This window comes from Afipia carboxidovorans OM5 (assembly GCF_000218565.1).
Taxonomy (GTDB): domain Bacteria; phylum Pseudomonadota; class Alphaproteobacteria; order Rhizobiales; family Xanthobacteraceae; genus Afipia; species Afipia carboxidovorans.
In genome coordinates, this window is record NC_015684.1 from 3324366 (window position 1) to 3347500 (window position 23135).

At 61.6% G+C, this 23135-nt stretch carries 34 protein-coding genes, 1 tRNA gene and 1 pseudogene; 12 read left to right on the forward strand and 24 right to left on the reverse strand.

What is annotated here, in order from left to right:
- The first annotated feature begins 67 nt into the window (after positions 1-67).
- From OCA5_RS15685 to OCA5_RS15695, 3 genes are all read left to right on the forward strand, one after another.
- Complete coding sequence (locus OCA5_RS15685; protein ID WP_012561990.1) at positions 68-286, forward strand: hypothetical protein; 219 nt, start codon at positions 68-70, stop codon at positions 284-286.
- Between the two features lie 104 nt (positions 287-390).
- Positions 391-1110, forward strand: coding sequence for a DUF3489 domain-containing protein (locus OCA5_RS15690; protein WP_013913375.1), 720 nt, complete (start codon positions 391-393; stop codon positions 1108-1110).
- Positions 1111-1235: 125 nt separating this feature from the next.
- Positions 1236-1466 (forward strand): hexameric tyrosine-coordinated heme protein, encoded by a 231-nt coding sequence (locus tag OCA5_RS15695; protein ID WP_012561988.1) that lies wholly within the window; start codon positions 1236-1238, stop codon positions 1464-1466.
- A gap of 1 nt (position 1467) precedes the next feature.
- Here the strand turns inward: OCA5_RS15695 and OCA5_RS19535 are convergent, their stop codons facing one another.
- The 3 genes and pseudogenes from OCA5_RS19535 to OCA5_RS15715 all read right to left on the reverse strand — a co-directional run bounded on the left by OCA5_RS19535 (position 1468) and on the right by OCA5_RS15715 (position 3929).
- On the reverse strand, positions 1468-1755 hold the full coding sequence (locus OCA5_RS19535; protein ID WP_244396218.1) for a hypothetical protein: 288 nt from the start codon (positions 1753-1755) through the stop codon (positions 1468-1470).
- Positions 1756-2050: 295 nt separating this feature from the next.
- Positions 2051-2560, reverse strand: a pseudogene (locus OCA5_RS19540) (DNA cytosine methyltransferase); the annotation flags it as partial.
- Between the two features lies 1 nt (position 2561).
- A complete protein-coding gene (locus OCA5_RS15715) occupies positions 2562-3929 on the reverse strand; it encodes a site-specific DNA-methyltransferase (RefSeq protein WP_012561986.1) in 1368 nt (455 codons plus the stop codon).
- A gap of 348 nt (positions 3930-4277) precedes the next feature.
- Between OCA5_RS15715 and OCA5_RS15720 the strand changes: the two genes are divergently transcribed.
- Both OCA5_RS15720 and OCA5_RS15725 read left to right on the forward strand, forming a co-directional pair.
- Positions 4278-4559, forward strand: coding sequence for a type II toxin-antitoxin system RelE/ParE family toxin (locus OCA5_RS15720; protein WP_012561984.1), 282 nt, complete (start codon positions 4278-4280; stop codon positions 4557-4559).
- An 8-nt stretch (positions 4560-4567) separates the two neighbouring features.
- Positions 4568-4924, forward strand: coding sequence for a HigA family addiction module antitoxin (locus OCA5_RS15725; RefSeq protein WP_012561983.1), 357 nt, complete (start codon positions 4568-4570; stop codon positions 4922-4924).
- Between the two features lie 160 nt (positions 4925-5084).
- Here the strand turns inward: OCA5_RS15725 and OCA5_RS19545 are convergent, their stop codons facing one another.
- The 20 genes from OCA5_RS19545 to OCA5_RS15820 all read right to left on the reverse strand — a co-directional run bounded on the left by OCA5_RS19545 (position 5085) and on the right by OCA5_RS15820 (position 17407).
- Complete coding sequence (locus tag OCA5_RS19545; RefSeq protein ID WP_013913376.1) at positions 5085-5285, reverse strand: GDCCVxC domain-containing (seleno)protein; 201 nt, start codon at positions 5283-5285, stop codon at positions 5085-5087.
- Between the two features lie 36 nt (positions 5286-5321).
- A complete protein-coding gene (locus OCA5_RS15730) occupies positions 5322-5873 on the reverse strand; it encodes a DUF6456 domain-containing protein (RefSeq protein WP_012561981.1) in 552 nt (183 codons plus the stop codon).
- Positions 5870-6085 carry a hypothetical protein gene (locus OCA5_RS15735; protein ID WP_012561980.1) on the reverse strand — a complete coding sequence of 72 codons (216 nt, stop codon included), beginning with the start codon at positions 6083-6085 and terminating at the stop codon, positions 5870-5872. Before OCA5_RS15735 ends, OCA5_RS15730 begins: the two co-directional genes overlap by 4 nt.
- Positions 6082-6399, reverse strand: coding sequence for a TSCPD domain-containing protein (locus tag OCA5_RS15740; RefSeq protein WP_013913377.1), 318 nt, complete (start codon positions 6397-6399; stop codon positions 6082-6084). Before OCA5_RS15740 ends, OCA5_RS15735 begins: the two co-directional genes overlap by 4 nt.
- Positions 6396-6932: a crossover junction endodeoxyribonuclease RuvC gene (locus tag OCA5_RS15745; protein ID WP_012561978.1), complete on the reverse strand. Its 537-nt coding sequence runs from the start codon at positions 6930-6932 to the stop codon at positions 6396-6398. Before OCA5_RS15745 ends, OCA5_RS15740 begins: the two co-directional genes overlap by 4 nt.
- Before the next feature lie 332 nt (positions 6933-7264).
- Entirely contained in the window at positions 7265-7513 is a 249-nt protein-coding gene (locus OCA5_RS15750; RefSeq protein WP_012561977.1) for a hypothetical protein, read from the reverse strand.
- 35 nt (positions 7514-7548) lie between these two features.
- Positions 7549-7812, reverse strand: a complete 264-nt coding sequence (locus OCA5_RS15755) for an SHOCT domain-containing protein (protein WP_013913378.1) — start codon at positions 7810-7812, stop codon at positions 7549-7551.
- Positions 7813-7832: 20 nt separating this feature from the next.
- Positions 7833-8216 (reverse strand): DUF302 domain-containing protein, encoded by a 384-nt coding sequence (locus tag OCA5_RS15760; RefSeq protein WP_012561975.1) that lies wholly within the window; start codon positions 8214-8216, stop codon positions 7833-7835.
- 76 nt (positions 8217-8292) lie between these two features.
- Positions 8293-10839 (reverse strand): VapE domain-containing protein, encoded by a 2547-nt coding sequence (locus tag OCA5_RS15765; protein ID WP_012561974.1) that lies wholly within the window; start codon positions 10837-10839, stop codon positions 8293-8295.
- 11 nt (positions 10840-10850) lie between these two features.
- The gene (locus tag OCA5_RS15770; RefSeq protein ID WP_012561973.1) at positions 10851-11723 is read right to left on the reverse strand and encodes a hypothetical protein; all 873 of its coding nucleotides are present in this window, start codon (positions 11721-11723) and stop codon (positions 10851-10853) included.
- A gap of 8 nt (positions 11724-11731) precedes the next feature.
- A complete protein-coding gene (locus OCA5_RS19550) occupies positions 11732-11932 on the reverse strand; it encodes a DUF6511 domain-containing protein (protein ID WP_012561972.1) in 201 nt (66 codons plus the stop codon).
- 140 nt (positions 11933-12072) lie between these two features.
- Entirely contained in the window at positions 12073-12306 is a 234-nt protein-coding gene (locus OCA5_RS15780; RefSeq protein WP_012561971.1) for a hypothetical protein, read from the reverse strand.
- Positions 12307-12318: 12 nt separating this feature from the next.
- Entirely contained in the window at positions 12319-13041 is a 723-nt protein-coding gene (locus tag OCA5_RS15785) for a hypothetical protein (RefSeq protein WP_012561970.1), read from the reverse strand.
- A 35-nt stretch (positions 13042-13076) separates the two neighbouring features.
- Entirely contained in the window at positions 13077-13922 is an 846-nt protein-coding gene (locus tag OCA5_RS15790; protein ID WP_012561969.1) for an ATP-binding protein, read from the reverse strand.
- A 130-nt stretch (positions 13923-14052) separates the two neighbouring features.
- The gene (locus OCA5_RS15795; protein WP_012561968.1) at positions 14053-14544 is read right to left on the reverse strand and encodes a hypothetical protein; all 492 of its coding nucleotides are present in this window, start codon (positions 14542-14544) and stop codon (positions 14053-14055) included.
- An 11-nt stretch (positions 14545-14555) separates the two neighbouring features.
- A complete protein-coding gene (locus OCA5_RS15800; RefSeq protein WP_012561967.1) occupies positions 14556-14966 on the reverse strand; it encodes a hypothetical protein in 411 nt (136 codons plus the stop codon).
- 166 nt (positions 14967-15132) lie between these two features.
- Complete coding sequence (locus tag OCA5_RS15805; protein ID WP_012561966.1) at positions 15133-15753, reverse strand: sigma-70 RNA polymerase sigma factor region 4 domain-containing protein; 621 nt, start codon at positions 15751-15753, stop codon at positions 15133-15135.
- Positions 15754-15851: 98 nt separating this feature from the next.
- The gene (locus OCA5_RS15810; protein ID WP_012561965.1) at positions 15852-16133 is read right to left on the reverse strand and encodes a helix-turn-helix domain-containing protein; all 282 of its coding nucleotides are present in this window, start codon (positions 16131-16133) and stop codon (positions 15852-15854) included.
- Between the two features lie 20 nt (positions 16134-16153).
- Positions 16154-16894, reverse strand: coding sequence for an ImmA/IrrE family metallo-endopeptidase (locus tag OCA5_RS15815; protein ID WP_012561964.1), 741 nt, complete (start codon positions 16892-16894; stop codon positions 16154-16156).
- Between the two features lie 372 nt (positions 16895-17266).
- The gene (locus OCA5_RS15820) at positions 17267-17407 is read right to left on the reverse strand and encodes a histidine kinase (protein ID WP_012561963.1); all 141 of its coding nucleotides are present in this window, start codon (positions 17405-17407) and stop codon (positions 17267-17269) included.
- A gap of 205 nt (positions 17408-17612) precedes the next feature.
- On the opposite strand from OCA5_RS15820, the gene OCA5_RS15825 reads away from it, so the two are divergent.
- The 7 genes from OCA5_RS15825 (at position 17613) to OCA5_RS15860 (ending at position 22607) form a co-directional block, all read left to right on the forward strand.
- Positions 17613-18212, forward strand: coding sequence for a hypothetical protein (locus tag OCA5_RS15825; RefSeq protein ID WP_012561962.1), 600 nt, complete (start codon positions 17613-17615; stop codon positions 18210-18212).
- A gap of 103 nt (positions 18213-18315) precedes the next feature.
- Positions 18316-18801, forward strand: coding sequence for a hypothetical protein (locus OCA5_RS15830; RefSeq protein ID WP_012561961.1), 486 nt, complete (start codon positions 18316-18318; stop codon positions 18799-18801).
- Positions 18802-19033: 232 nt separating this feature from the next.
- Positions 19034-19585 carry a DUF3592 domain-containing protein gene (locus OCA5_RS15835; protein WP_012561959.1) on the forward strand — a complete coding sequence of 184 codons (552 nt, stop codon included), beginning with the start codon at positions 19034-19036 and terminating at the stop codon, positions 19583-19585.
- A gap of 46 nt (positions 19586-19631) precedes the next feature.
- Positions 19632-20000, forward strand: coding sequence for a hypothetical protein (locus OCA5_RS15840; RefSeq protein ID WP_012561958.1), 369 nt, complete (start codon positions 19632-19634; stop codon positions 19998-20000).
- A 467-nt stretch (positions 20001-20467) separates the two neighbouring features.
- Positions 20468-20914 carry a DUF2924 domain-containing protein gene (locus OCA5_RS15850; RefSeq protein ID WP_012561957.1) on the forward strand — a complete coding sequence of 149 codons (447 nt, stop codon included), beginning with the start codon at positions 20468-20470 and terminating at the stop codon, positions 20912-20914.
- The gene (locus OCA5_RS15855) at positions 20911-22218 is read left to right on the forward strand and encodes a recombinase family protein (protein ID WP_012561956.1); all 1308 of its coding nucleotides are present in this window, start codon (positions 20911-20913) and stop codon (positions 22216-22218) included. The genes OCA5_RS15850 and OCA5_RS15855 overlap by 4 nt, the downstream gene beginning before the upstream one ends.
- Positions 22218-22607 carry a hypothetical protein gene (locus OCA5_RS15860; protein ID WP_012561955.1) on the forward strand — a complete coding sequence of 130 codons (390 nt, stop codon included), beginning with the start codon at positions 22218-22220 and terminating at the stop codon, positions 22605-22607. The genes OCA5_RS15855 and OCA5_RS15860 overlap by 1 nt, the downstream gene beginning before the upstream one ends.
- 255 nt (positions 22608-22862) lie before the next feature.
- On the opposite strand, the gene OCA5_RS15865 is transcribed toward OCA5_RS15860, so the two are convergent.
- A tRNA-Met gene (locus OCA5_RS15865) sits at positions 22863-22939 on the reverse strand.
- Positions 22940-23135: the final 196 nt, after the last annotated feature.

Below are 23135 nucleotides of genomic sequence, written 5' to 3' on the forward strand. Positions count from 1 at the left end.
GTCTAATTCAGTTGATGATCACCGCGATCGGAGCATGACTGTCAGCATCAGACCGAAGGAGGCCGTTATGGAAAAGGGTGCGAAATCGACGGCTCTGGACGTATTCATCGCCAAAAAGCTCGAGATCGACGGAATGCTGCAGCGGCTGCAGACGCTTAGCGACGAGCACTTTAACACCCACCCCGACGATATCGATTGGGGCGACGTCGGCACGCTGAGCCACTACGGCGACAGACTGCGCGAGATCTGCGACAGCGCCTTCCACGAGGGCGAATACGCAAGATAGCGCAATCCCCGCCAACGGATGCTCCAGCCCCGAAACCTTCGGGGCTCGGGGTTGTGGAAGCGGCGGAATGGTCCGGCCGCATCTGCGACGAAGGAAGCATCCCGATGCAACTTTCCGATACCCAGCTCATCATTCTCAGTGCCGCCAGCCAGCGTAGCGACTGGCACGTCCTGCCACTGCCGGCTCACCTCAAGGGCGGCGCTGCCAACAAGGTTATCGCCAGCCTGCTCGGCAAAAACCTGATCGAGGAGTGTGAGGCCGTGCGCGGCGATCCGATCTGGCGCGAAACCGGCGACGGTCACGGCACCACGCTGGTGCTGACCGAACACGCCTTCGCCGCGCTCGGCATTGCGCCGGATGCCGCAGATGATGTCGATGCCGCCTCCGGCGAAGACCATGCTGGATCAGGCAATGAGCCTGATGGCGAACCGGAGGGCGATCCCGAAAGCATGCCGGCGACCACGGACGCCCCCGAGCCGGAAGCGCCACAGCTCGCCACAGGCGCCGACACATGCGCCGACACATACGCGCTCCCTGACACGGCGGACCATGACGCCAGTACGACGAATATCGCACCCGTGGCGCCCACACCCGCAACGTCGCACGCCCCACGCCCGCCGCGTCGGGACACCAAGCAGGCCAGACTGATCGCCATGCTGCGCACGCCGGAGGGCGCCACCATTGCCGAGATCGTCGCCGTCACCGGCTGGCAGCCACACACCGTGCGCGGCGCCATGGTGGGCGCGCTCAAAAAGAAGCTCGGTCTGGTCGTCACCAGCGAGAAGATCGATGGAAGAGGACGGGTCTACGCCATACACGATTGACCGCGCCAAAGCTCGTGAACCGCCGCTCGCGCAATTGGGCGGCGGTTTTCTCTGGTTGATGGATTGCTCAAATAGGTTCTTCCGGTAAGCTTATAGGCCGCACTGCAAACCGAAAGGACATCATCATGGCCGAAACCTGGCTGCCCTCGCTCAAGACCGCAACGCCGCAAGATGGCTTCGAGCTTGCCACCAAGCTGGCGCGCGTCGGCGTCAAGCTGACCCAGCCCTCCGCCGAGATCCGCGACAAGCTGCGCGCCGCCTATGAGCAGGACAGCACGCAGCTGATCGCCTCATCCCAGGTGATCGCCATTCATTTCCAGACGGTCGCTGCCGCCAACAATTACTGGCGCGACTGATCTAAGCCGAACTCCCCTCAATCGTCGACCAGCAGCTCAGCTGCGAGAGTTCGAAGCGCATGCGCGGCAACCAGTGGGACCACGCCGTTGCCACAGAGGCGAAGCCGGTCCACCCGGTGGGCCAGCCCATCAGCGCCTCGACGAACAGCGGGTTCAAGGTCCGGCGCTGCTCGCAGGTATCGCTGCCAACCATCGGCGTTGTGAGGACCTGGCGGCCAAGCAGTCCGTTCACCGGCGTGTTGGCAAGACTCGTTGCTCCATCCTTGTGATCGCGAGCCGTCGGCGTCATCCATATTCCGGCTGCATGGGTCAGGTCTGCCGTTTTCCGGTTGCCAGCACTCGGCTTGCAACCGTCGTTGGCCATCGGTGTCGGCCAATCCCGCGCCAGACCGTCCAAACCTCTTTCGTGCTTTCGTTCGCCACCGCGACAGCGGAAACTGTCGGTCTGCGGCGTTGGCCACAACCGCATCATCTCCGTGCGGTTGCCGCCGCTCGAGCGGGTCCCGGAGCAGGCGCGCGGGGTCGGCCAGGTCGTCGCCCTCGCGATGGGCGAGGATGAATAGCCGCTCGCGTCGATGGGGCGCACCGACTTCCGCCGCCGTGAAGAGACCTGCCGCAAGGCGGTAGCCCATGTCGACCAGTCCTGTGGCGACCTCGGGAAAACCACGGCGGAGATGATGGGCGACATTCTCGAGGAAGACGAAGGATGGTTTGCATTCGCCGATGATACGCCCGACATGCGGCCAGAGGTGGCGCGGATCGTCCGTACCCCGGCGCTTGCCGGCGACGGAAAACGGCTGGCACGGATAGCCCGCAGTGACGATGTCTATCGTTCCACGCCACGGGCGGCCGTCGAATGTGGCAATGTCGTCCCAGACAGGCGCGTGATCCAGGGCCGCGTCTTCCATCCGCGCCACGAGGATAGCCGCAGCATAAGCGTCCCGCTCGACGTAACCCATAGCCCGATATTCGGGGCAGGCGATAGCGACTCCGAGATCGAGACCACCCGCGCCGGAGCACAGCGAAAGGCCGAGCAGGCAAGCACTTCCGGCTCCGGCAGACAGACCGAAGGAAGATAGAGCCAGGTCATGCATGTCACATGGAGGCTTTGCGCTTGCGCGCCGGCTCGGGGGCGGTGTCCATGTCCGGCGTATCGGACGGGGGCTCGGCGTTGTTGCCCAGCCGTTCGGTTCTCACCTCGGCGAATGTCCTCCCGTCGCCATCGAGGATCGCGTTTTTGCCGGTTGCGGCCTGCCAGCGCTCGATCGCGACATCGACATAGGCCGGGCTGATCTCCATCGCGTAGACGCGGCGGTCGTTGGCTTCGCCGGCCATGATCTGCGAGCCTGAGCCGCAGAATGGCTCGTAGCAGAGCCCGCCGCGCGTAACATGCTGGCGCATCGGAATCCCGAAGGCGTCGAGCGGCTTCGGCGTCGGATGATCGGGGCGCTCATCCTTAGCAAAACTCGGCAGCAGCCAGGTCGAGGGCAGCGTTTCTTCCGCCACCTTGGGCGGGCGCTTACCCTTGATCCAACCCATGAAGCAGGGCTCGTGCTTCCACAGATAATGGGATCGCGTTAGCACGCCGCGCTCCTTCACCCAGACGATCTGCTGATGCACGAAGGCGCCGGCCTTCTCCCAGCATGCCTCTAGCATCGCCTGACGACGCGAGGCGTGCCAGCAATACCAGGCGGCATCCTCTGCGATCGCTTCAGCAACGGCGGCGGCGATAAACTCGTCGTAGAGTTCTGCGCCCTGCGAAGAATCGTCCCAGGTCGTGCCGTAGGACGGCGACCAGTCCTTATTCTGGGTCGGATGATTGGTGCCGTCGTAATCGACAAGGTACGGCGGATCGGTGGCGAACAGGATGGCGCGCTCGCCGTTCATCAGGCGGCGCACATCGACTATGTTGGTGCTGTCGCCACATAACAGTCGATGGTCGCCAAGGATCCACAGATCGCCCGTGCGCGAGGCCGGATTGCGCGGCGGTTCGGGAATGGTGACGGGCGGCACACCGGCGCCGGCGGCGCTCTCGTCCTCCGGCACATAGGCCAGCAACTTGTCCAGCTCGCCGTCGGAAAACCCAACCAACGACAGATCGAATTCCTCCGCCAGCAGTTCGTTCAGCTCGGCCGACAGCAGTGAATCATCCCAGTCGCCGAGTTCTGTCAGCTTGTTGTCGGCGATGCGATAGGCCCGGCGTTGTGCCTCGGTCAGATGGCCGAGCACGATCACCGGCGCCTCGGTGAGCCCGAGCTGCGTGGCGGCCAAGACGCGGCCGTGGCCGGCGATCAGTTCGCCGTCGTCACCGACGAGACACGGCACGGTCCAGCCGAACTCGGCCATGGAGGCGGCGATCTTCGCGACCTGGTCGGGTCCGTGCAGCTTGGCGTTCCTGGCGTAGGGCTGCAGGCGCGCAAGCGGCCAGTGCTCGATCCGCTCTGGAGCGAAGGCGAGGGTCATGAACGATCCTGTCGATGATGGTGGTGGCGATCGGTGGTGTTGGCGCAGTGGATTCCGTCTGGCGGAATCCACCGGGCTCCAGCTGGATTTCCGGAGTCCAGGAATCCACCCCGGAGTCCACCATACAAGCTGCTGTTATTGCGTGGTTATTTCAGGTTGCACGCTGGCTTCCAGCCGGGGTGGCTTCCCAAAATTTCCGGCCTGTCGCTGGCGTTGTGCCGCGCCTCGCCCGCCAGCATACGAATATCGCCGGAAAGGAACCGCGATTTCAAGAGCTTAGATAATATTCGTACTCCCTTGCGGTACGTCGCGATTGACATTACGTAACGTCGTGCGGTACGCTTCGGTGTGATCAAGAGCTTCGGCGATAAACGCACCGCCGCAATCTTCGCAGGCTACGCCGTGCGCGGTTTGCCGCCGCCGATTCAAGAGCGGGCTCGGGCGAAGCTGTTGGTGATCGACGCAGCAAAGCAACTCGACGATCTGCGCCAGCCGCCAGGCAACAGACTGGAGGCGTTGGCGGGTCACCGTAAGGGCCAGCACAGTATCCGCATCAACGATCAATGGCGGATATGCTTTGTGTGGCGGAATGGCGAAACCTTCGATGTCGAAATTGTCGACTATCATTGAGGAGCGGGATGATGAGCATCAAGCGTGAAAACATCGACAAGGGAGAGATCGACTTCGCCGACGTGCGTTCCGGGCGACGGCTGCCGCCAATCCATCCGGGCACGATCCTCCGCGATGAGTTCCTGACCCCTATGCAGATCAGCGTCTATGAGCTTGCCAGCGCAATCAAGACGCCACGTTCGCGGATCAACGACATCGTACTGGGGCGGCGCACGATTACCACCGATACCGCACTACGGCTCGGACGCTATCTTGGAACCTCGCCGGAGTTCTGGATCAATCTGCAGGCGCGCTACGATCTCGATGTCGCCAATCGCACCGTTCGCCGTAAGATCGAACAGGAGATCACGCCACGTGCAGCTTGACGGTGGTGCTGCTCTGCCTCTGACCCAGCTCGGCACCGTGGTTGAACCGTAGGACTTGCATCGGTCATTGGTCAATCCGGAAACGATCGCGGCGTGCATTTTGTCGGCAAGCCATTGATCCGGTTGAGGAACGTCCCGCTCCAGCGGGACATCGATCGTGCTATCCGCAGCTCCGCCCAGCCTGCACCGGCGGGCACGGCACCGAACCGTAAGAGCAAAACACACAGCAGTCGCCAGGCTTCGGCCGCAGCCGCTCGCCACAGCCTGGGCAAATATAGAAAAACCGGCACGCATCGGTCGGCATCGTTTCCGTGGTCCGGTGAGCGCACTTCGGACAGGTGATCGTCGACTGCAGCACCATCGGACGAAACTCGCGCGCAAGGCCGATCAAGCGACCTTACACGCCTTTGCGCTCCCCGGCATCACGAATGCCATAGTGCTTCACCAGCACACCGAGCGCGGCGACCAAAATGCCCTGTGCGCTCTCCTGTCGAACGGGCCGCCCGCACCAGCCCTGCCGCAACGCCCATTCGCGAACGGATGTCTGCATGCCGACGACGTGCCAGACGCACGAGCCTGCCGGCGCACCGTGACCGCCAAGAGCGTCGATCGCGCGCGCCACGCGCTCGCGGGCAGCGAGTTGCCGATCGCTGCGATGACAGACGTCATGCGCCGGCGATGGTGAGCGTGCCATCGGGGTCAGATTCACCCTCGGCATGGAATCGAGACAGGCAATGGTGAATGCCGCCTGGAAATCGCGGCCGGCGGCGTGCATGGCCGGCGTGATCGCACCGGAGCGCAACATCAGCCCGAGCGTATCGACGGTGCGGTGATGCGTCACCTCAACGCCGTTCGGGTCGAACTCGGTCACCTGGCGCGTGATCAGCCGGGCCTGTTTAAGGTTGCGGGGCGCGGCTTTCTTCTGCCGGGCTGCTTTTTTGCCGGTCATCGCATCCTCACTGACGTATCGCCATAGAGGCGTCGGGCTTCATTGATGATGGCCTGCCGCAACCAGGGGTCATCGATCGCGCCGACAGACAGGGTGACGATCCCCTGCTCGCGCCAGGCGCGGCGGCGCATGGCATGCAGTTCTGCCTCGCTGGTTGCCGGCAGCGGCATGGGAGGGCCGAGTGCGCAGCGTGGTGGGAGCGGCGCGTTCATGTCTGCGGCTCCTTTGCGATCAGATCAGCGAGCGCTCCGATAATGGAAGCCGGCGAGGCGCCGTCGCCGAGACGCCCCATGCTGGAGGCAAGCGCATCTGGCAGGACGCCGTGCTGCAGCAGAAGCGAGAGCGCGACGCAGATGTCGTCGAGCATGCGGTCCATGGCGGAGCCGATCTTGGCGCCATGCGTGAACACCTCGCCGACACGCTCATTGGCGACATCGAACCCGAGCGTGACCGCGTAGGTGTTGGCCTCATAGACCAATTGCATGGTCAGGCTCGGCCGACGGTCTGGCAGGCGCGCCCGAGTCATGACACGCCTCCATAGGTCTTGGCCGCCCAGAGCAGAATGGCGATGGCGTCGGCCTCGTTGTCATCGATTGGCGCGAAGCCGCGGGCTTTCACCGCGGCGATGACAGCCTGCTTGTCGGCGTTACCCTTGCCGGCAATGAAACGCTTGATCGTGCCGACCGGCACGCCCTGATACGGGACGTCGCGGAATTCGGCCCAGGCTTCGAGGTGCGCGAGAAAGCCGCCATAGACGTGCGCCGCAAGCGTACCGGCATGCGCCCTTACCTCTTCGAAGAACACTGCCGCGATCGGGCCAGGACTGCCGGCGAGTTCGCTGAGCCAATGATTGAACCGCAGGAAGGCCATGCCGCCGCCTTCGAAGCGGTTCGGCCGGAACTGCTGCACGCCGCTGGTGATGACGCCGGTTGTGTCGCGAAGCGCCCAGCCGGTTGTGGAGCCGAGATCAAGCGCAAGGATCGCCGATCGCTGACCGCACAGCCGTTTTGCGGCGAGATCACGCGTCCGCGGCAACGGAGAATATGTGGCGGGTTTCACAATGAAGGCTCACGGGACGTGGGCCTTCGGCTTTGGTCAAATCGGATTTTAGATTCACAGAATCGCCATGCAAGGAAATTCGGTGCCCGTTATGGCGAAATCGTACGTCGTTCCAGCGCAGCCAGGTGTCACCAACCTCCGCGACCCGTTGGTGACACCGCTTTGTGCAGAAATCTCCGTGGCTTAACCCTGGTGTCACCAACCTTTCGTTTCACCAACCTCGGTGCAAACATTCTCTATAGGAGAATGGATTTCGCTCATAACGCATCCATTCTCACGTATGACACTCCAGACCGTTGGTGACGTTGGTGACGTTGGTGACACCGTTGTTTTCAAAGCAGTTTTCGTGTCACCAACCCCAGCTTGAGGTTGGTGACACCGACGAGGTTGGTGACACCGCGAATCGGATTGTCAGGCGCAGAGCCAATCGTCAGGGACACCTTTCCGCCGTTTGTGCGTGTATCGATCAGACGCGGGATTAGCAATGGCGTCGCCGCTCGGCGGGCTCCGGCCGCCGAAATCTCCACCCATGAAGCTCCCGCGCCGACAAGCGCGGAACCAAAGGCGCGACGCGTCAGCATTCGGTGTCTCCATTAGTTATGATCCAAGCCAGAGCTCAGCGGCTCAGAATATCGTTCTTCTTTTGTAGATACTCATCACGGCCGATTTCGCCGCGAGCGTAGCGTTGTTCGAGCGTGTCGAGTGCTGAGGTTCTACGCGTATCGGCATAACGACCACGCGAGGAGAGCGTGCTTACCACCCAACTAACCAAGGCGATGAACGCTATAATAACGACGAGCCAGATGATCATTCCAACGGGCCAGAATCCACCGTTTCCCCAACCCATCATTCCCCAATGCGAGCCGTATCCATGTCCCATATTGGCCTCCGCCAGATGACCTAGAGCGATTGAATGGTGGCCTTGAGCTCGTCTCGAACCTTCATGGCGATCGCAGTCAGCGTGTCGTTGTCAATAGCCTGCATCGACGCGACAGGATCTACTGCGGCGACTTCGCTTTTCCCATCCAATTCCTGGACGATAACGTTACACGGCAACATTGTGCCGATCTTGTCTTCTGCCTGGAGTGCCTGATGAGCCATACGCGGATTGCAGGCGCCAAGAATAACATAGGGCCGGAATTCAACGTCGAGCTTTTCTTTCAGTGTGCTCTTGACATCGATCCGTGTCAGCACGCCGAAACCGCGCTGCTTGAGCGCTGCAATCGTAATTTCGACTGCCTGATCGAATGGAACATTTAATGTCTTTGCAAAGTAGTATGACATCTCAGACCTCCAATCGTGGGTTTCAGTATAGCACGGCCGTTCGGTTCCAGATTGCGCCAATTCGATGGCTGCTGTTCTATCGACGATATCTCCATTCACGCAGAGACTTCCGTCCTGTCCCGGTTCGTGCCTGGTAGCGCCGCCAATTTCGCGCTTTCAGATACGCTGTGACCCGCATTTGATCGACCCGTATCCACCGCGCCGGCTCAATGCCAAGAGCACCCTCGAGGATTTCGCCGACCGAGACATCGGTCAGCGGATTTTGTCGCTCGACCTCCTCATCGCGCCAATCGTCAAAGCTTCCATACCCGTGATTGACGTGTCGCCGCTCGTAGACGAGCCAGCGGTCGATACGCGCGTCCCAGGCATCCGCGTAGTAGCGCTGGTCTTGCTCGGATTTAGCGGAGGCGACCAGTTCCGGCTCGTCGAGCCACCAGATGGCGCCTTTTCGGTATAGCGCGATGGCTTCCGCCCAGAGCTGGTCGCGGTCGCGCACCAGTGCGTCGAGGTCGATGTTCCCGCAACGCACCGGCCAGAAGCGGCGATTGCCGGTCTCATCACGCAGATAGGTTTCCGGGTTAACGCTGCCGGCGAACACACACTGGCGTGGTATCGTGACAATGTAGCGTTCATACGGTGGCCGATAGCGGTCGGTCGTCCTGGTCAGGAACGCCTTGATGCGCGAGACCTCAGCGCGACTGATCGCGTCGAGCTCGGCGATCTCGATGATCCAGATGCCGCGCATCTGCTGGGCTGCGTCTTTGCTGCCAATCTCGGCAATCTCGTCCGTGAACCACCCCGCACCAGCGAGCGTCTTGATGGCGCTCGACTTTTTCGTGCCCTGCGGCCCCTCGAGGATCAGCATGTGATCCGCCTTGACCCCTGGCTGCATGACACGCGCCACCGCCGAGATCATCCAGCGCGCGCCGAATACCCTATTGAGCGATGTATCCTCGGCGCCCAGATAGACAATCGGCCAGTGTTCCAGGCGCGACGTACCATCCCAGCAGACACTGTTGAGATAGTCGCGTACCGGGTGGATGGGCATCTCTCTCGCGACTGCATTGATGCCATGGCTGACCGTGATTGGGTTGACGTTAATTTCCCGGTGCTGCAGCCATTCAGCGCAGCGAACATCGTCAATTTCGCTCCACGCCCGTGGGAGGCATGAAGCCTGCTCCCAAGGAAGCGCGCGCATAACCAAAATCTCCTGACGGAATTCATCGAACATCAGCGTGCCGGCGAAGACCTCGTCGTTCGACAGCGCGGTGATGACGTTGGCTTCGTTGCGCTCGGGCGTGCCGGCAAGATCGAGACGGAGCTGGGCGGCCCATCGTGGTCGAACTGGCTGCCGGTGGATGTCCCCTGTCGCATTCAGCCGGCGACGCAATTCGCCGACCTGCTTTTCGAGGATGGAAACCGCGATGCCGGTGGCGATTTTGATCGCCGCTAGCACCTGACGCTCGGGCAACGGTTCCAGCCGCGCCGTGACCAGCTGACCAAGCAAAGCACCCAGCACCGCGATATCGGGCGGCCTGGTCAGGCTGCGCGCGGCGGTTTCGAATTCGGCAACGGTGACGGGCGCTGCGGAAGCAGGAAACGGTGCCGGCTGCGACATGTTATGCTCATAATCGGCCGCCGTTGCGCCGTGACGCAGATCGTCGTTGAAATCGTCGCCGTGAAGCGGGTGGACGATACGGTTCGGGATGCCGGCGATGTTCAGCCGCTCCGCCAGGGCTGCGGCGGCCTGGATGCCTGCGTCACCGGCGTCGGTGAAAACGGAGGTCTGCTTAATGTTGGCTGGCCATTCCCAACGCCGCAGCCCGTCGGCGGACAATGCAGCCCAGGTCGGAACACCGAAGATCGCCTGCGCCGACAACGCGGTCTCGATGCCCTCGGCGATACCGAGGTGACCGTCCTCCGGCATGGGCGAGAGCCGCACCGACCCGCCGGCGATCGGGCCGAGCATCTTCTTGCCGACCGGAGCCTTCCCCGAACCGCCGTCGAGCAGGAACGTGCGATGGATGCCGCCGGTTGGCTCGCCCGCGCCATCGCGCACGCGCGCCACCATGCCGGGCCAGCCGCGGCGCGTGTTGAAGTCGGCCAGATCCGGATTGAACAGAAGGTCGTGCGAAGCGGGATCGTGGAGACCGCGGGCTTGCAGGTAGAGCGCGGCCACAGTGCCGGCGAGCGGCACGCAGCCAGCCAGGATGCGGGCGATCTCGTGACTGTGATCAGGCGCGGCCGCCGCGGATCGCGCTGGCGCCGGCCGCTCCAGCCGGGCATGGCGCGCGGCTTCCTCGAACAGCGCCGGGGGCGTGAGCCCCGTGCCGTAGTGAATCAGATCGATCGGACCTGCGCTCTCGCCGGTTGCATGATCATATCCCCAGCCAGCACGCGGGCCACGCAGGTGAATGACGCAGGAGCCCGCGTTGCGCGGTGCGCGTCCCGATAGATCGGCGCAGTGCAACGTTCTATGGTCGGGCGACAGCCGCGCCTGCGGAAATAATTGCGGCAGCCATTCGGCTGCCGTGGCACAGAGCCGCTCGCGGATGTCGTTGAGATCATGCCGGACCGGCGGCTGCCAGACCTCGTTGAGATCGATGCAGGAGCTTTCCTCCATAACGTCGCCGATCAGTTTTCATGGGCTTGCGCACAAAAATATCGAAGATCGATCGGAGCTCCATTCAAATCGATTGTGAGAGAGCGCATTTCATTGGCCTTCCAGCAGCGATCCTGCCAGGCGCAAGGCGGGTGCCACTCGCCGGCGCTTCGCCCGCCGCGGCAGATAGCGGAGGCCCTGTCGGCGGCCGCGCGCGGCAGTAGCTCTTCGGCCGTGCTCGCGCGAACAACCTGCACGGCGCGGTCGCTCGCACGTTGCGCAAGCGCGGCGTCGAAGGTCACGAGCTCGCAGTGGAGCTCCAGCGTGTCGCGATTGAGCGCCGTGAACAGCGCAGGATGAGGCAGGTCGAGATAGGCCTGATAGAGCGCGATCTGCGCCGCATAGACCGGCCTTGCCAGAACGACGCCGCGCTTGATCACCTCCTTCCACGAGGCTGCGCCGAGCGCCTTGTTCTCCCACAGTGCCGGGAATTCCATGGCGACTGGACCGCTGACCAGGCAGCCGTCGATGTGACCACGAAAGCGCCCGTTCAGGGCCGAGAAACCAAACTGCTGACCATCGGAGCGGGCGGTGCGCAGGTCAAACTTCGCAGCGCGCAGCCACGCGGCGACAATGTCCTCGGCGCGATGCCCGGCCTCAAAGATGCGTAGCGTATTCGGCTCGAAGTCGCGGCCTTCGTCCTTGGGGACGCCAAGATAGTCATACTGAATCTGCCGCGAGCACTCGCGTCCAACTCCGGACGTGCCGACATAGCGTCGCGGTGGCTCAGCGTGGTTGCGCTCCACAAGCGCGGCGTCGATCACAGCATTGACGGCAATGGCGATGCCCGGCGGTCGGTCCGGTCGTGCGTACTGGAAGCCTGATCCGTGGTTGAGATCGATCATCAACGCACCTAAAACGGTACATCGTCATTGAGCGTCTGACGCTGCATGGCGTCCTGGAAGCCGTCGATGCAAGCCTCGATGATGCGATCGATCTCCGCCGCGCTGCAATCATGAAAGGAGGCCATCAACCCGAGCTCAGTCAACACCTCCGCCAGGAATTGGCGTGCCTCCTTAATCGCGCGCTTTTCCATGTCGGTCTTGTCGATCATGCCTTTGTTTCTCCGGGCGATAGCGCCGCCGGTGTCGAGACAACGCATTGAGCAGAATGCAAAGGTCGGGTAGCGGTCGGGGCGAAGCTGATGCGTATAGTGGAAGCCTCGCGCTTCCCGGCCGCAGATCGCGCAAGTCCTCACCCCAGGAGCAGCATCGAGAGCTTCCGCGACCCGGGCTCTTCCGGATGTCGCGCGATCCGCTGCGATGCCTTCACGATGAAGATGCTGATCGCGTTCTGCGCCATTGCCTCGAGGTCGGGCAGAGTCAAGCAGCGGATGGGCTGATGCAGGCCTCCTCTTCCTTCGAACCATTCGCCGATCGCCTTCGCGGCCTCACGGGTGACATGCGCCTGCCACTCATCGTCGGTCACGATGAGACGTCCCTAGCCGTTGAGCCAGGCCGGCCCGGGCGCGGCAGCACCCGGCGGTTTGGGAGTGCCCTGATTGGGCGTCCCCTGGTTGGCCCACGGCACATCGCCGGAAGCCGGGGTTGGCGCAGGTGGGGCTCCCCAGGCCGGCGCCGGCGCCGCAGGCGTCTCCGCGGCCTTGCGCGGCTTGGCGTTGACGGGATCGGGCTGCATGGTTTCGCCGCGCATGACTGCCGCATATTGCGGCTCGCCCGGCAGCACGATATTGGCAAGCTTGTTCTGGTCCCGGTATTGCGGGGTCGACGCTGGCTCGATCATGATGCGCGCCGCAAACGCGATGCCATCGAGCTGCTTCAAGCCCTGGATGACACGCTTGCCTTTTGCGGCGGCACTCTCGTCCTTCGGGTCGAGCCCAAGCGCGCTATCGATCATGGCGCGGAATGCGCTCTTTGAAATGTTCCAGCCCTTCGACTGTCCCTTCTCATCGAGCTTGCCGCCCGCCACCGTAAAATTCTGCCAGAATTTACGCCGCGCATAGGGACCGGACACGATGGTGAACTCGCAATCAAGCATCCTGGCGTCGCTCGTCTGCGACGCCTTGAGCAATCCGGCGTCAGCCGGCGTCGAGCCGTTCACCCCACCCGGACGGATGGTCATCTTCACCTTGGCGAAGGTGCCGTCTGGAATAAGCTCGCCGAGCGGCGCCATCTGTGGCTGGGCATCGTTGAGATCGTACATCGAAGTCTCCTTTGATCGTTTGATCGAGTCTCGGATCAGGCGGCGCGCACCTGCGGCGTATTGATCTTGGTGATCAGTGCGCCGAGATCCGGCGGCTCGGTCAGGTCGAGCCGGCCGCTGCGATCTTTCGCAGGCAGCGCGTATGGATTGCCGGCGCGACACACGAGGCGCCGTTCGCTCGCCTTCTCATCGAGCACGTAACTGCCTTCGGCATCGCGCGAGAATAGATGCAGCGAGATCACCTGGTCGACGATGCCGGGTAGTTCGCGCCCGGCTTTCGAGCCTTCCATCTGCGGCTGCCAGATCGTGACATTAAATTCGTCGGTGACCTTTTCGAGCACGCCGACGAAGATCACTGTCTTGCCGGGTGCGTGTTGCAGATGCTTGAGCGCTTGAATGACCTCGCGACCAAGCAGCCCATAGGCGCCGCGCACGTCCGGTTTGCCGGTGCGCTCCGAGAATGCCTCCGGCTGCTGCTTGGCGTAGACCATTGCCTGCCGGGTGAGATCGGTGATGCTGTCGACGAAGATAATCGACTTCGAAGCCAGGAACTCCTCGACCCCGCTGCCGGCGTAGACCGAGCGCGCGTGCTGATGATGCTGTGCGCTGTACCAAGCGTTCGGGTCGGCTGCCGGATCGGGCCCGCCGATCAGCATCGCGAGATCGCGGAAATCAACAAAGCTGCGGATCGGAATGCTGGCACCTGGCCAATCCTGGACAGATTTCATGCCGGCTTCGAGGTCGAGGCAGACCGTGTGGTCGGCAGGCAATGTCCTGAGCAGCGAAGTCTTGCCGACGCCGCTTGGCCCAAAGATCGCCAGCGAGGTTTTGTTACTGGCCGCCGACAGGCGCTGATCGGCGGTGACGATGCTGACCGGCATCAGCTCCTCCCCGGTATATCTTGATGTGCGATGGAAACGGCGGGGCGTTGACCGGGCGCCGAAGGATTGCCTGCCCGCTCTTGCGAAACGGGCCGCCCCGCCGCTGTTCGTATCCCTGGTCGTGCACGCATCAGGCTGCCTCGGCTTCGTTCGCAGTCTCGATCCGATAGGTCGGCCGACCGGTCTCGACGATGCGCGCGGGAATAAACAGCTCGCGAACCGGGCGTGGCCAATTCGCAAAAGCTGCTTCCGAGACCTCGAGCTTCACTTTCAGGTAATCGGACGGGTTGTCGCCCCAGCCGGAGCGAATGATTTCAGCCGCGTGTCGGAGCTTGTCCTGATCCCATTTGACGCGCTTGGGCAGATCGGCAATGACGATGAAGCCGTTATCCTGAAAGCGAATGACGCCAGTGTCCTTGCCTTCCTCGGCACGGCGCTGCCTGGCGCGTGCGCCGTATTTGAGGTCGAGGGCACTGCGCACTTTATCCTCAATGCCGGTGAGGGCGGCTTTCTGTTCGGCAAGGTCGTCGAGGATACAGGCAAGTTCGGGGGTCGTGAGCGAAGCGATCCGTTGCGGATCGAGATCGCGGACGTGCTCGGCCATGATGGCAAGATCGGACATCGTGTTTCCTCTCAGGCTGCCAGTGCGATCGGGATCGGATATGCTGCGGATTCGATAATGCGATCCGCGGCAAGCCGTGGATGCAGCGCTGAGCGGCTCTGCGCCGATCGACCCGGCCGGGCTTTCACTGCGAGATAGAGATAATCCTCCGTACCGAGCCGCTTCTGCACCGGGATGACCAGTCCCTGACCGGCAGCAACCATCACACGGGTGGCAACGGCATGCAGATTTGCCCGCGTCGGTCGATCGAGCACGCTGGCACTCGGCATGCGATCGAAGCCAAGATGGCCGCGGTAATAAACCGCCCGATCTCCAGGTTCGGCATCGATCAGCCAATCGACGAACGTATTTTCGTCGAAAGGCACCGCAAACCGATCGATCGGCAACAGCGGCGTTGTGGGTGCAACCAATCGAGGGCGCATGGCAAGCCTCTCCGCTTCGGCTGACGCGAATGCGTAGCCGTCATGACTGTTTGGCCGTATGGAACTTTGCTTCCTTAAAGCCGGGCGGCTTGCTGAGCGCCGCTTAAGCTTTCGTCCCTTCAGTAGCGGAAGACGCCCTCGTTTTTCCCAGGAGGTCCAGCTCCCCTCATTCCTCGTCGATTAACCGACGTTGGACGATACCAAGACAAATCAGCCGATAGCGGATCTCACGTAGCCGTCGATAAAACTCGCTGGTGGAGAGGCCAGAGCGGCGTTGGGCTTGCGCGAGATCGCCATCCTCGAGGAGCGACAGCCGGGCGACCAAGGCGAGCTGATCGGGCAGCTCGGCAACAAAATCGGCGAGTACAAGCGGGAGCTGCAGCTCGCGTTCGACATTGGGGCTGATCCGTTGCCGCGCCTCCATAACCTCTCCCAGCGTGATAGTTTTCTCATTGCCCGCTGGACGATCGAGCGAGTTGCCGTGAATCCGGCGCTCAGCCCCAATCTGATCGGCTACTCCCTGTGCGGCCTGACGCGCCACGCGGTCGGCAAACGAAGACCATGCACCGCGCGCGGCATCAAAGAAGCGACGCCGCTCCAGCAACACCAGCAGGATCTCCTGCTCGACGTCCTCGCGATCGACCTTCGACAGGCGCATGGTGCGCGCAACCTTGCGAGCATGATAGGCAGCCGACGCCATCATGATGCGCAACGTCCTGGCATCGATGGCGTTTGTCTGCTCCACTTGTCTGGTGGTGATGACCTCTGATCTTGTTTGCACCATCATGGCTGCGTCCCCAGGATTCGTTTGAACAAAATCCTGCCGACCCCGGACTTGACTGCATCCAGGTTCCTCGGCGACAAACGTTGCGGCAGAGAAATGCGTTACGCTGGGCGTTTCGCCTTGAACTCGCGATAGACCGAAACGGCAAACTCAAGATCGCGCTGCATGTCGGGCGGCAGCCGCTGCGCCGCAATGAAGGCGCGGTCGGTCGAGAGCCCCAGTCGGTCGCAGGCTGCGATGATCAGTGAATCTTTCGGCGCGAGTTCAAGTCCACGTTCGATCCGTGACCAATAGGCCTGCGAGATGCCGATCGATTGCGCAAAGTCCTTAAGCGAGATACCAGCACTCTCGCGTGCGACTCTGACCCATGGTCCGAATGCCATGATCGTGCTCTCCTCAAATCTTAATGAAGGCTCCAGTCGCGGCCGGTACGCAGCAGGTCGTAGCGATCAAGGCGAACCTGCAAGAAGCGTGTCGATACGCCGTAGCGTTCGGCGAGCTCAAAGATCGCCTCCTCGACGGCATCGTGATCAAGACGTGAGCCATCGTAAGCCAGCGCGCCCGGAATAACAGTGGACGGACAATCTGATGCCGGAAGATGCTGCCGCTTTGCTTGGCGTTGCAGGTCGACCCGCACCAGCATCGGCGGCACCAACAATGCACCCATGAATTCATTGGCGCGAACTTCCCGCCGATCCTGGCTCTGATCGGGTGGCGGCACGCCGGAATAAGCCGGCGCCGTCGGTGGCACGCGAATCCAGCCCGGCGCATCGAACACGACGTGGCCAAGCTCATGCGCGATCGTAGAGCGCAGCAGCGTCTCCATGCCGCTCAGCGTCGGGCCGTTCACCGAAACCAACACGCAGTCGGGCGAAGCCTTATCGTATTCGGTAACACCCATCACCGGCTTGCCGGCGGCGTTAAGAACCTCGTGTTCAAAGTCCCAGTCGACTTCGAACGCAACCTCGTTGATTTCCAGCGCAAGAATCCTCGGCACCACGCTTTCCAGCTCGAGCTTCCGTTCAAGACCCCCGATGGCGAGCTGTCCGCGGATCGCCCGGGCTACCGACCAGATCTCGGCAGCGGTGAGTCGGGCCGGCGCGGCGGTGGTCTGGCAGTGGCGGTAGGCGGCTCGGATGGCCATGGCGCGCGTCCTCTGCTTATTGTTCTCTATTTGTTCTCACAATCAGATTGTAAAGTCGAGTCGAAATTGCGCCATCACGCAATCCCTTTTGTCGCACCCTGACTCATGGAAAAATCCGGCATTGCAGCGCTGCTGCGGGAATATGAACCTCCCGCAGCTCAATTGAATGGAGCTAGCTGAACGTCTGGAGGGGGCTGCAAAAGCCCCCGTGGCTGGTCTCACGCAGCTAAGCTCAGGAAAATTCAGCTATTTTACTGTAGCAGAAAAATTTTCATCTTGATGCAGACCGTCAGCACGGCCAGACCAACGGTATTCGACCAGCTGCAACGGGCTCAATAACGACGAAACCGATCCTTGGGGCACAGTCTGGTCTTAGCGGTACCCGATACCCATCACATAGTCGCGCAACAGGTATTCTTCGTGTTCGGTCTCGCCCAGGAGAATCTGTAAAACATCATGGGCGCTCAGAGTGCCCAGCGGACGACGCTCGTGGTCGATGATGGGAATGTACATATAGCCTTGTCTCTTCATCTGCCCCCATGTTGCTTCGAGCGTATCGGTCCGGTCCGGCCAATGCAGCTTATAGTCGATAGCCCGAGCGATGCTATGATGCCGCCTAGGTGATCTCCTTCGACGTGAACTGGCGGTGACCACGCCAACCTTGAGATCGCTCAGGAAAAGACATCTTTGCTGGAGACCAAGATAGGATCGGGGGCAAATGCGGATCGCGGGCTTCATTCTCCTGATAATGATTACTGCATGCTGGACGGCTCCGGCCGCCGCCGGACAAAGCCGCCTCACCTCCATCGCCAATGCGGATTGCATCTTTGCGCCGATCGGTGATGAGGCTGGCGAGGATGAGGATCAGCTCAAGACCTGTCCTGGTCTCGGCGGCGCGCAAGTTCTTGTCAACGCCCTGGGCATCCGGCTTCGTATTGGCATTCGCTGGCCCAAGGGACCTTCCCCGCAAAAGGCGATATGGGTCACCGAGGCTTGGTCCGCCGGCACCGCCGTGGATTGGCGTGGTGTAAGCGACAATAAGGGCTTCAAACCTTACGCTGCGATCATCCGCATGAAATTCCAGAAGGAGGATACGCCTGCTGCTGGCGACCAGGTTCTGGCCGTGATCCGCGTTGGACGTGGCATCGCCTGCGTCATGGGCGCCGTCGATGTCGGGGCGAACAGGAATGCCAACAGATTGGCGCACGCTCTTGCCGACGCGCGGCCGTCCTTCAACTGCGGCACGGACAAGCCGACGGTCGGCGGTGTCACGACCGCGGCGGCCAGCAGGATCGCTAAGGGCCTTGCGGAGCAGTAAGCGCCGGAAGGATGCCTGTATCGCGGGCCATGCAAGGCATCTGATCCTGCGATCAAGCTCGGATTCGCGCTATGTCACACGAGCAATTTTTTGAGATACGCCGATGAAATTATCCGGACGAGCGCTTTTGATCTCATTAGCCCTGTTTGTCTTGACGACGCCGGCCACTGCATCCGATTGGAAACCATACGGCAATGCCCGCTTCCAATATTGGATCGACATCCCGCCGGGTTTCACGGGAGTAAAAGAGTCGGAGAATAGCGACGGCGGCAGATCCTCATCCCCCGATGGCCGCGCGGAATTACGCGTCTGGGGCAGCTATCTGACCGAGGGAAGCTTCGCTGCCGAAGTCAATTGGCGCGTTGATCAGGACCACAGCAATGGCTGGATCATCGCTTATCGCAAACAGAAGGCGAACTGGGCTGTATGGTCGGGGACCAAAGACGATCGCATCTTCTATGAGCGCGCCATTCCTGTCTGCGACGATGCAACGGCGTATTTTCGTCTCGAATACGATAAAGAGCAGAAAAAGACATTCGACCCGATTATTTCGAGGCTGGTCAAGTCACAGCGAGCCAGCCGATGTTGAGATCGTTCCATGCCGACCGTGTCTGCGGCCTTCACGCGCCGGCAGGACCCGCCAATCGCAACCGGCGCAACAAGCAGCTTTCTCAACTGCCAGTCCACCCGAGCCATTTGATGGAGACCGATTAGCGCAGCGCGGCGGCACAGATCAGGGAGCGGAGATGGCACGCAAGTTAAAGCAAAGATACGTCCCCGATTATCGATTGGCATGGCTCCTCGGAGTATTGGGAACCGCCGTGTTTGCGCTCGGCGCCTGGGCCGCAACAAAAGGATGGCAGACACGCCAGTGGCCGCGCGCCGAAGCCGAGATCATCGATGCGAGCCTCGCGCGCAATGAGCGCAAAGCGAAAGACGGAACACTCGAGCATCGTTATTCATTCGCCGTGAATTATCGCTATGCGGTGGACGGCCAGACGTTCATCGGGCACGGCACCGAGCCCTACGATCTCGGCATGCAGAACTCGGCGGGTGCCCGGACGATGTCCGAGGATTATCCGGTCGGAGCCAAGGTGCAGGTGCGGTACCGCCCGGAGAATCCCGCTGAAGCTTATCTGATGCCGGGGCCGAGCTCGTTTTCCCTGATATTGCTGGGGCTGGGAGGGATTTTCTGGCTGGTCGCTCTGCTCGCACGCCGCATGATCCGGCTTGGACCAGGAGAGGACGAGGACCCCGAAAGCAAACTCGAACCGTCGTCGGTCAGGTCGCCGACGCTCGACCTCACAATCGCGAGCTATTATGAAAAGTCCGACAACGGCACACCATCACGCCCGCCATCATCAAGGTCATAGCTGAAATGACATGCCGGATGCGGCATGAATGAGGACCGACAGGATCATGACCGACAGACCGCTTCCGATTACGATTGCTGCCGTTGTTGCCGTGACCTTCGGTATCCTGACCGTTTTTTCGGGCGGGCGTGCATTGTTCGGCGGGGTGGACATGGGCGCTGTCGTGCCCTTCGTCCTGACGTTCAATTTCATCGCCGGTTTTGCCTATGTGCTGGCGGGCATCGGACTGTGGCGCATGGCAAGGTGGGCGCCGGTGCTGTCCGTCGCGATCGCGGTGGCGACCGCCGCGGTGTTTGCTGCCTTCCTGTGGCACGTCTGGCATGGCGGCACCTATGAAGCTCGCACCATGGGCGCGATGCCGCTGCGCCTCATCGTCTGGATCGTCATCGCAGCGGTCGCGATCAAGCGTGGATAGCGCCGATGATCGGCGATGGCAGAAAGGCGGTTCTGCGATCGACCGGATTCGATCAGGCTCTACCGAAAATCTAGCCGCCAGTCATTTCGCTGTGCTTCTGCTTCGATGTCGACGCTGCGCTCACCAAATCCTAAATCGCTCAGGCCGCCGACCGAATCTCGGTGATGGTGAGCCGTGCCGATATGCGGTCGGCAGCTCGGCACGATTGCTTTTGGCTCCCTTCAGCCTCTTGGGAAAATGCCAGCCTTGCGCCCCTACCAAGAGAGCATGAACCCTCTGCATCCCAATTTGATGGAACCAGCCGAACGGCTGCACGAGATCGCAAAGATCCTCGCCCTCGGTTACATGCGACTAAAATTGGGGAAGTCCAGTAATTTATCTGCCGCGAGCGGAGAGAGTTTGCTCGACTGTACCGCCCACCGGAGCAGTCATGTCGACGGTCTCAAGTCGGACGAAGGCTCTTCAAGATGACGGACACGGTTCTCGCCCAGCTCGCAGCTCTGAAAACCGCGCCGATCGGCGTGCTCAAGCGGAAATGGCGCGATCTCTTCGAGACTGAGCCACCGCCTTACAACCGGCGCTATCTCGAAAGCCGACTGGCCTACCGCATCCAGGAACTGGCCTACGGCGGGTTGAAGTCCGACACGGTGCAGCGTCTCGAAGCCCTTGCCGAAGATCTCGATGGCGCGGATCCGGCACGGCGTCGGCAGCCGGTCAGGGACCGGCCGATCACCGGCACAACGCTTATTCGTCAATGGCAGGACATCGAGCACTGCGTGACGGTGCGGGACGACGGCTACGAGTACCAGGGCCGGCCGTATAAGTCGCTCTCCGCGATCGCGCGCGCCATCACCGGCACGCAGTGGAATGGCCTCATCTTCTTCGGTCTCAAAAACCAGCGGGCGGTACGATGAGCAAGCCGATCGCGATCGTGCGCAAATCGCGGTGTGCCATCTACACCCGGAAATCGACCGAGGAAGGTCTCGACATGGAATTCAACAGCCTCGATGCGCAGCACGAGGCCTGTGAGGCCTATGTCGCGAGCCAGAAGGCCGAGGGCTGGGTGCTGGTGCCCGACCGCTATGACGATGGCGGTTTCTCGGGCGGCACCTTGGACCGGCCCGCCCTGCAACGCTTGCTCAGGGATATCGAGGCGGGACGCGTCGATATCGTGGTGGTCTACAAGATCGACCGGCTGTCGCGCTCGCTGATGGACTTTGCCAAGCTCGTCGAGGTGTTCGACCGCAACAACGTCACCTTCGTCAGCGTGACCCAGTCGTTCAACACCACCACCTCGATGGGCCGGTTGACGCTGAACATCCTGCTGTCCTTCGCGCAGTTTGAGCGTGAGGTGATCGGTGAGCGCATCCGCGACAAGTTTGCAGCGTCCCGCAAGAAGGGTATGTGGATGGGAGGCTATCCACCGCTGGGCTACGACGTGAAGGATCGCAAGCTTGTGGTCAACGAAATGGAAGCCGCGACTGTGCGCATGATCTTCGAGCGATATGTGCTGGTGGGCTCGGCTACGATCCTTGCCCGGTCTCTGGCTGCCGAAGGCATCCTGACCAAGCGTAGCCGTCCCGTCGATCGTGGCTATCTCTACATTCTGCTGAACAACAGGACCTACATCGGCGAGGTTACGCACAAGGGCAACAGCTATCCCGGCGAGCATCGGGCGATCATCGAATCCCCATTGTGGAACAAGGTGCATGCCATTCTGAAGGAAAGCCCGCGCCAGCGGGCCGCCAATACACGCAGGCAGACTCCTGCTCCCCTCAAGGGGCTTCTGTTCGGACCGGACGGCCGCGCCTTGACTCCAGCCCATACGCGCAAAGGCAGCAAGCTCTATCGCTATTACGTCGCCACCGGCGTAATCAAACGCGGCCCCGAGGCCTGCGTGGTTCGCCGGGTCCCTGCGGCCGAGGTCGAAGCCGCCGTCATCGATCAGGTGAGAGCGTGTCTGCGCACCCCCGACATCATCGTCCAGACCTGGAAACAGGCACGACACCATGATGCCAGTATCACCGAGGCCGAGGTCCGTGATGCGCTTGTCGAGTTCGACGCGCTTTGGAATGAGTTGTTTCCCGCCGAGCAGACCCGCATCGTACAGCTACTGGTCGAGCGGGTCGACGTCAGTCCCGATGGCCTGACCATTCGGCTACGTGCCGATGGCCTCGCATCGCTTGCCAAGGACCTGCAGCGCAAGGCGGCGGCCTGATGACAGAGACGATCACGATTCACGTTCCGATGGCATTCCGCCAGCGTGGCGGTCGTAAGCTGATCGTCGCGCCGGACGGCCGCACTCTGCAAGCCGTATCGCGGCGTCCAAATATCGACAACGTGCTTCTCAAGGCGCTGGTCCGTGCCTTCCGTTGGCAGAAGCTGCTCGACAAAGGAACCTTCGGCACGATCAAGGAGATCGCCGCACGGGAAAAGATCGACGCTTCCTATGTCGGCGACGTGCTGCGCCTGACCCTCCTTGCCCCGGACATCGTCGAGATGATCCTCGACGGTCATCAGCCTCCGGCCCTGCAGTTCGAATCCTTACGCAAATCCCTGCCGCTCGCATGGCAGGAGCAGCGCAGAACCATTTGCGGCGGGGAATGAGCAGCAATCCGCGGTCGAATCCGGATTCACGGGGCGGATTTGAAACAGCCTTTAGGTTAGTTCTAGCAAAATCAATAGGTTATAACCTAAAGGCTGAGCGGCCGCAGTCCGCAGGTTGAGAGAAAAACGGCCAACAGAGAATGAGAAAGCTCCTTGTGACCCTGCCCGCCGTCTTCAGGTCCATGCCAAAAATCGCGCAGTTCTGGCCCTTTTTAGGGGGCCAGAACTGGCAGAGAATATTGTGCCGGATAAGGTTGGTTGCGGGGACAGGATTTGAACCTGTGACCTTCAGGTTATGAGCCTGACGAGCTACCGGGCTGCTCCACCCCGCGCCAAACCAGTTATCGGAGACATGAAGGCCACGCATCGACGTGCATCACGCCGATCGTCCTGCCCGCAAACTCCGGAGAAAGGGGACCGGGCCGAGAGGCCCGCGACACCCGCTATGTATCAACCGTCGTCCAATTTGGAAAGGGTCGGAACTGGTTTTTTTGAGCCATGAACGGCTTTAATCAGCGTTTTTTGGGC

Excerpts from the sequence above, each read along its gene's own strand:
- OCA5_RS15685 (WP_012561990.1), top strand. The coding sequence starts at position 68 with ATGGAAAAGGGTGCGAAATCGACGGCTCTGGACGTATTCATCGCCAAA.
- OCA5_RS15690 (WP_013913375.1), top strand. The coding sequence starts at position 391 with ATGCAACTTTCCGATACCCAGCTCATCATTCTCAGTGCCGCCAGCCAG.
- OCA5_RS15695 (WP_012561988.1), top strand. The coding sequence starts at position 1,236 with ATGGCCGAAACCTGGCTGCCCTCGCTCAAGACCGCAACGCCGCAAGAT.
- OCA5_RS19535 (WP_244396218.1), bottom strand. The coding sequence starts at position 1,755 with ATGACGCCGACGGCTCGCGATCACAAGGATGGAGCAACGAGTCTTGCC.
- OCA5_RS15715 (WP_012561986.1), bottom strand. The coding sequence starts at position 3,929 with ATGACCCTCGCCTTCGCTCCAGAGCGGATCGAGCACTGGCCGCTTGCG.
- OCA5_RS15725 (WP_012561983.1), top strand. The coding sequence starts at position 4,568 with ATGATGAGCATCAAGCGTGAAAACATCGACAAGGGAGAGATCGACTTC.
- OCA5_RS19545 (WP_013913376.1), bottom strand. The coding sequence starts at position 5,285 with ATGGTGCTGCAGTCGACGATCACCTGTCCGAAGTGCGCTCACCGGACC.
- OCA5_RS15730 (WP_012561981.1), bottom strand. The coding sequence starts at position 5,873 with ATGACCGGCAAAAAAGCAGCCCGGCAGAAGAAAGCCGCGCCCCGCAAC.
- OCA5_RS15735 (WP_012561980.1), bottom strand. The coding sequence starts at position 6,085 with ATGAACGCGCCGCTCCCACCACGCTGCGCACTCGGCCCTCCCATGCCG.
- OCA5_RS15740 (WP_013913377.1), bottom strand. The coding sequence starts at position 6,399 with ATGACTCGGGCGCGCCTGCCAGACCGTCGGCCGAGCCTGACCATGCAA.
- OCA5_RS15750 (WP_012561977.1), bottom strand. The coding sequence starts at position 7,513 with ATGCTGACGCGTCGCGCCTTTGGTTCCGCGCTTGTCGGCGCGGGAGCT.
- OCA5_RS15755 (WP_013913378.1), bottom strand. The coding sequence starts at position 7,812 with ATGGGACATGGATACGGCTCGCATTGGGGAATGATGGGTTGGGGAAAC.
- OCA5_RS15760 (WP_012561975.1), bottom strand. The coding sequence starts at position 8,216 with ATGTCATACTACTTTGCAAAGACATTAAATGTTCCATTCGATCAGGCA.
- OCA5_RS15765 (WP_012561974.1), bottom strand. The coding sequence starts at position 10,839 with ATGGAGGAAAGCTCCTGCATCGATCTCAACGAGGTCTGGCAGCCGCCG.
- OCA5_RS15770 (WP_012561973.1), bottom strand. The coding sequence starts at position 11,723 with ATGATCGATCTCAACCACGGATCAGGCTTCCAGTACGCACGACCGGAC.
- OCA5_RS19550 (WP_012561972.1), bottom strand. The coding sequence starts at position 11,932 with ATGATCGACAAGACCGACATGGAAAAGCGCGCGATTAAGGAGGCACGC.
- OCA5_RS15785 (WP_012561970.1), bottom strand. The coding sequence starts at position 13,041 with ATGTACGATCTCAACGATGCCCAGCCACAGATGGCGCCGCTCGGCGAG.
- OCA5_RS15790 (WP_012561969.1), bottom strand. The coding sequence starts at position 13,922 with ATGCCGGTCAGCATCGTCACCGCCGATCAGCGCCTGTCGGCGGCCAGT.
- OCA5_RS15795 (WP_012561968.1), bottom strand. The coding sequence starts at position 14,544 with ATGTCCGATCTTGCCATCATGGCCGAGCACGTCCGCGATCTCGATCCG.
- OCA5_RS15800 (WP_012561967.1), bottom strand. The coding sequence starts at position 14,966 with ATGCGCCCTCGATTGGTTGCACCCACAACGCCGCTGTTGCCGATCGAT.
- OCA5_RS15805 (WP_012561966.1), bottom strand. The coding sequence starts at position 15,753 with ATGATGGTGCAAACAAGATCAGAGGTCATCACCACCAGACAAGTGGAG.
- OCA5_RS15810 (WP_012561965.1), bottom strand. The coding sequence starts at position 16,133 with ATGGCATTCGGACCATGGGTCAGAGTCGCACGCGAGAGTGCTGGTATC.
- OCA5_RS15815 (WP_012561964.1), bottom strand. The coding sequence starts at position 16,894 with ATGGCCATCCGAGCCGCCTACCGCCACTGCCAGACCACCGCCGCGCCG.
- OCA5_RS15820 (WP_012561963.1), bottom strand. The coding sequence starts at position 17,407 with ATGTACATTCCCATCATCGACCACGAGCGTCGTCCGCTGGGCACTCTG.
- OCA5_RS15825 (WP_012561962.1), top strand. The coding sequence starts at position 17,613 with ATGCGGATCGCGGGCTTCATTCTCCTGATAATGATTACTGCATGCTGG.
- OCA5_RS15830 (WP_012561961.1), top strand. The coding sequence starts at position 18,316 with ATGAAATTATCCGGACGAGCGCTTTTGATCTCATTAGCCCTGTTTGTC.
- OCA5_RS15840 (WP_012561958.1), top strand. The coding sequence starts at position 19,632 with ATGACCGACAGACCGCTTCCGATTACGATTGCTGCCGTTGTTGCCGTG.
- OCA5_RS15850 (WP_012561957.1), top strand. The coding sequence starts at position 20,468 with ATGACGGACACGGTTCTCGCCCAGCTCGCAGCTCTGAAAACCGCGCCG.
- OCA5_RS15855 (WP_012561956.1), top strand. The coding sequence starts at position 20,911 with ATGAGCAAGCCGATCGCGATCGTGCGCAAATCGCGGTGTGCCATCTAC.
- OCA5_RS15860 (WP_012561955.1), top strand. The coding sequence starts at position 22,218 with ATGACAGAGACGATCACGATTCACGTTCCGATGGCATTCCGCCAGCGT.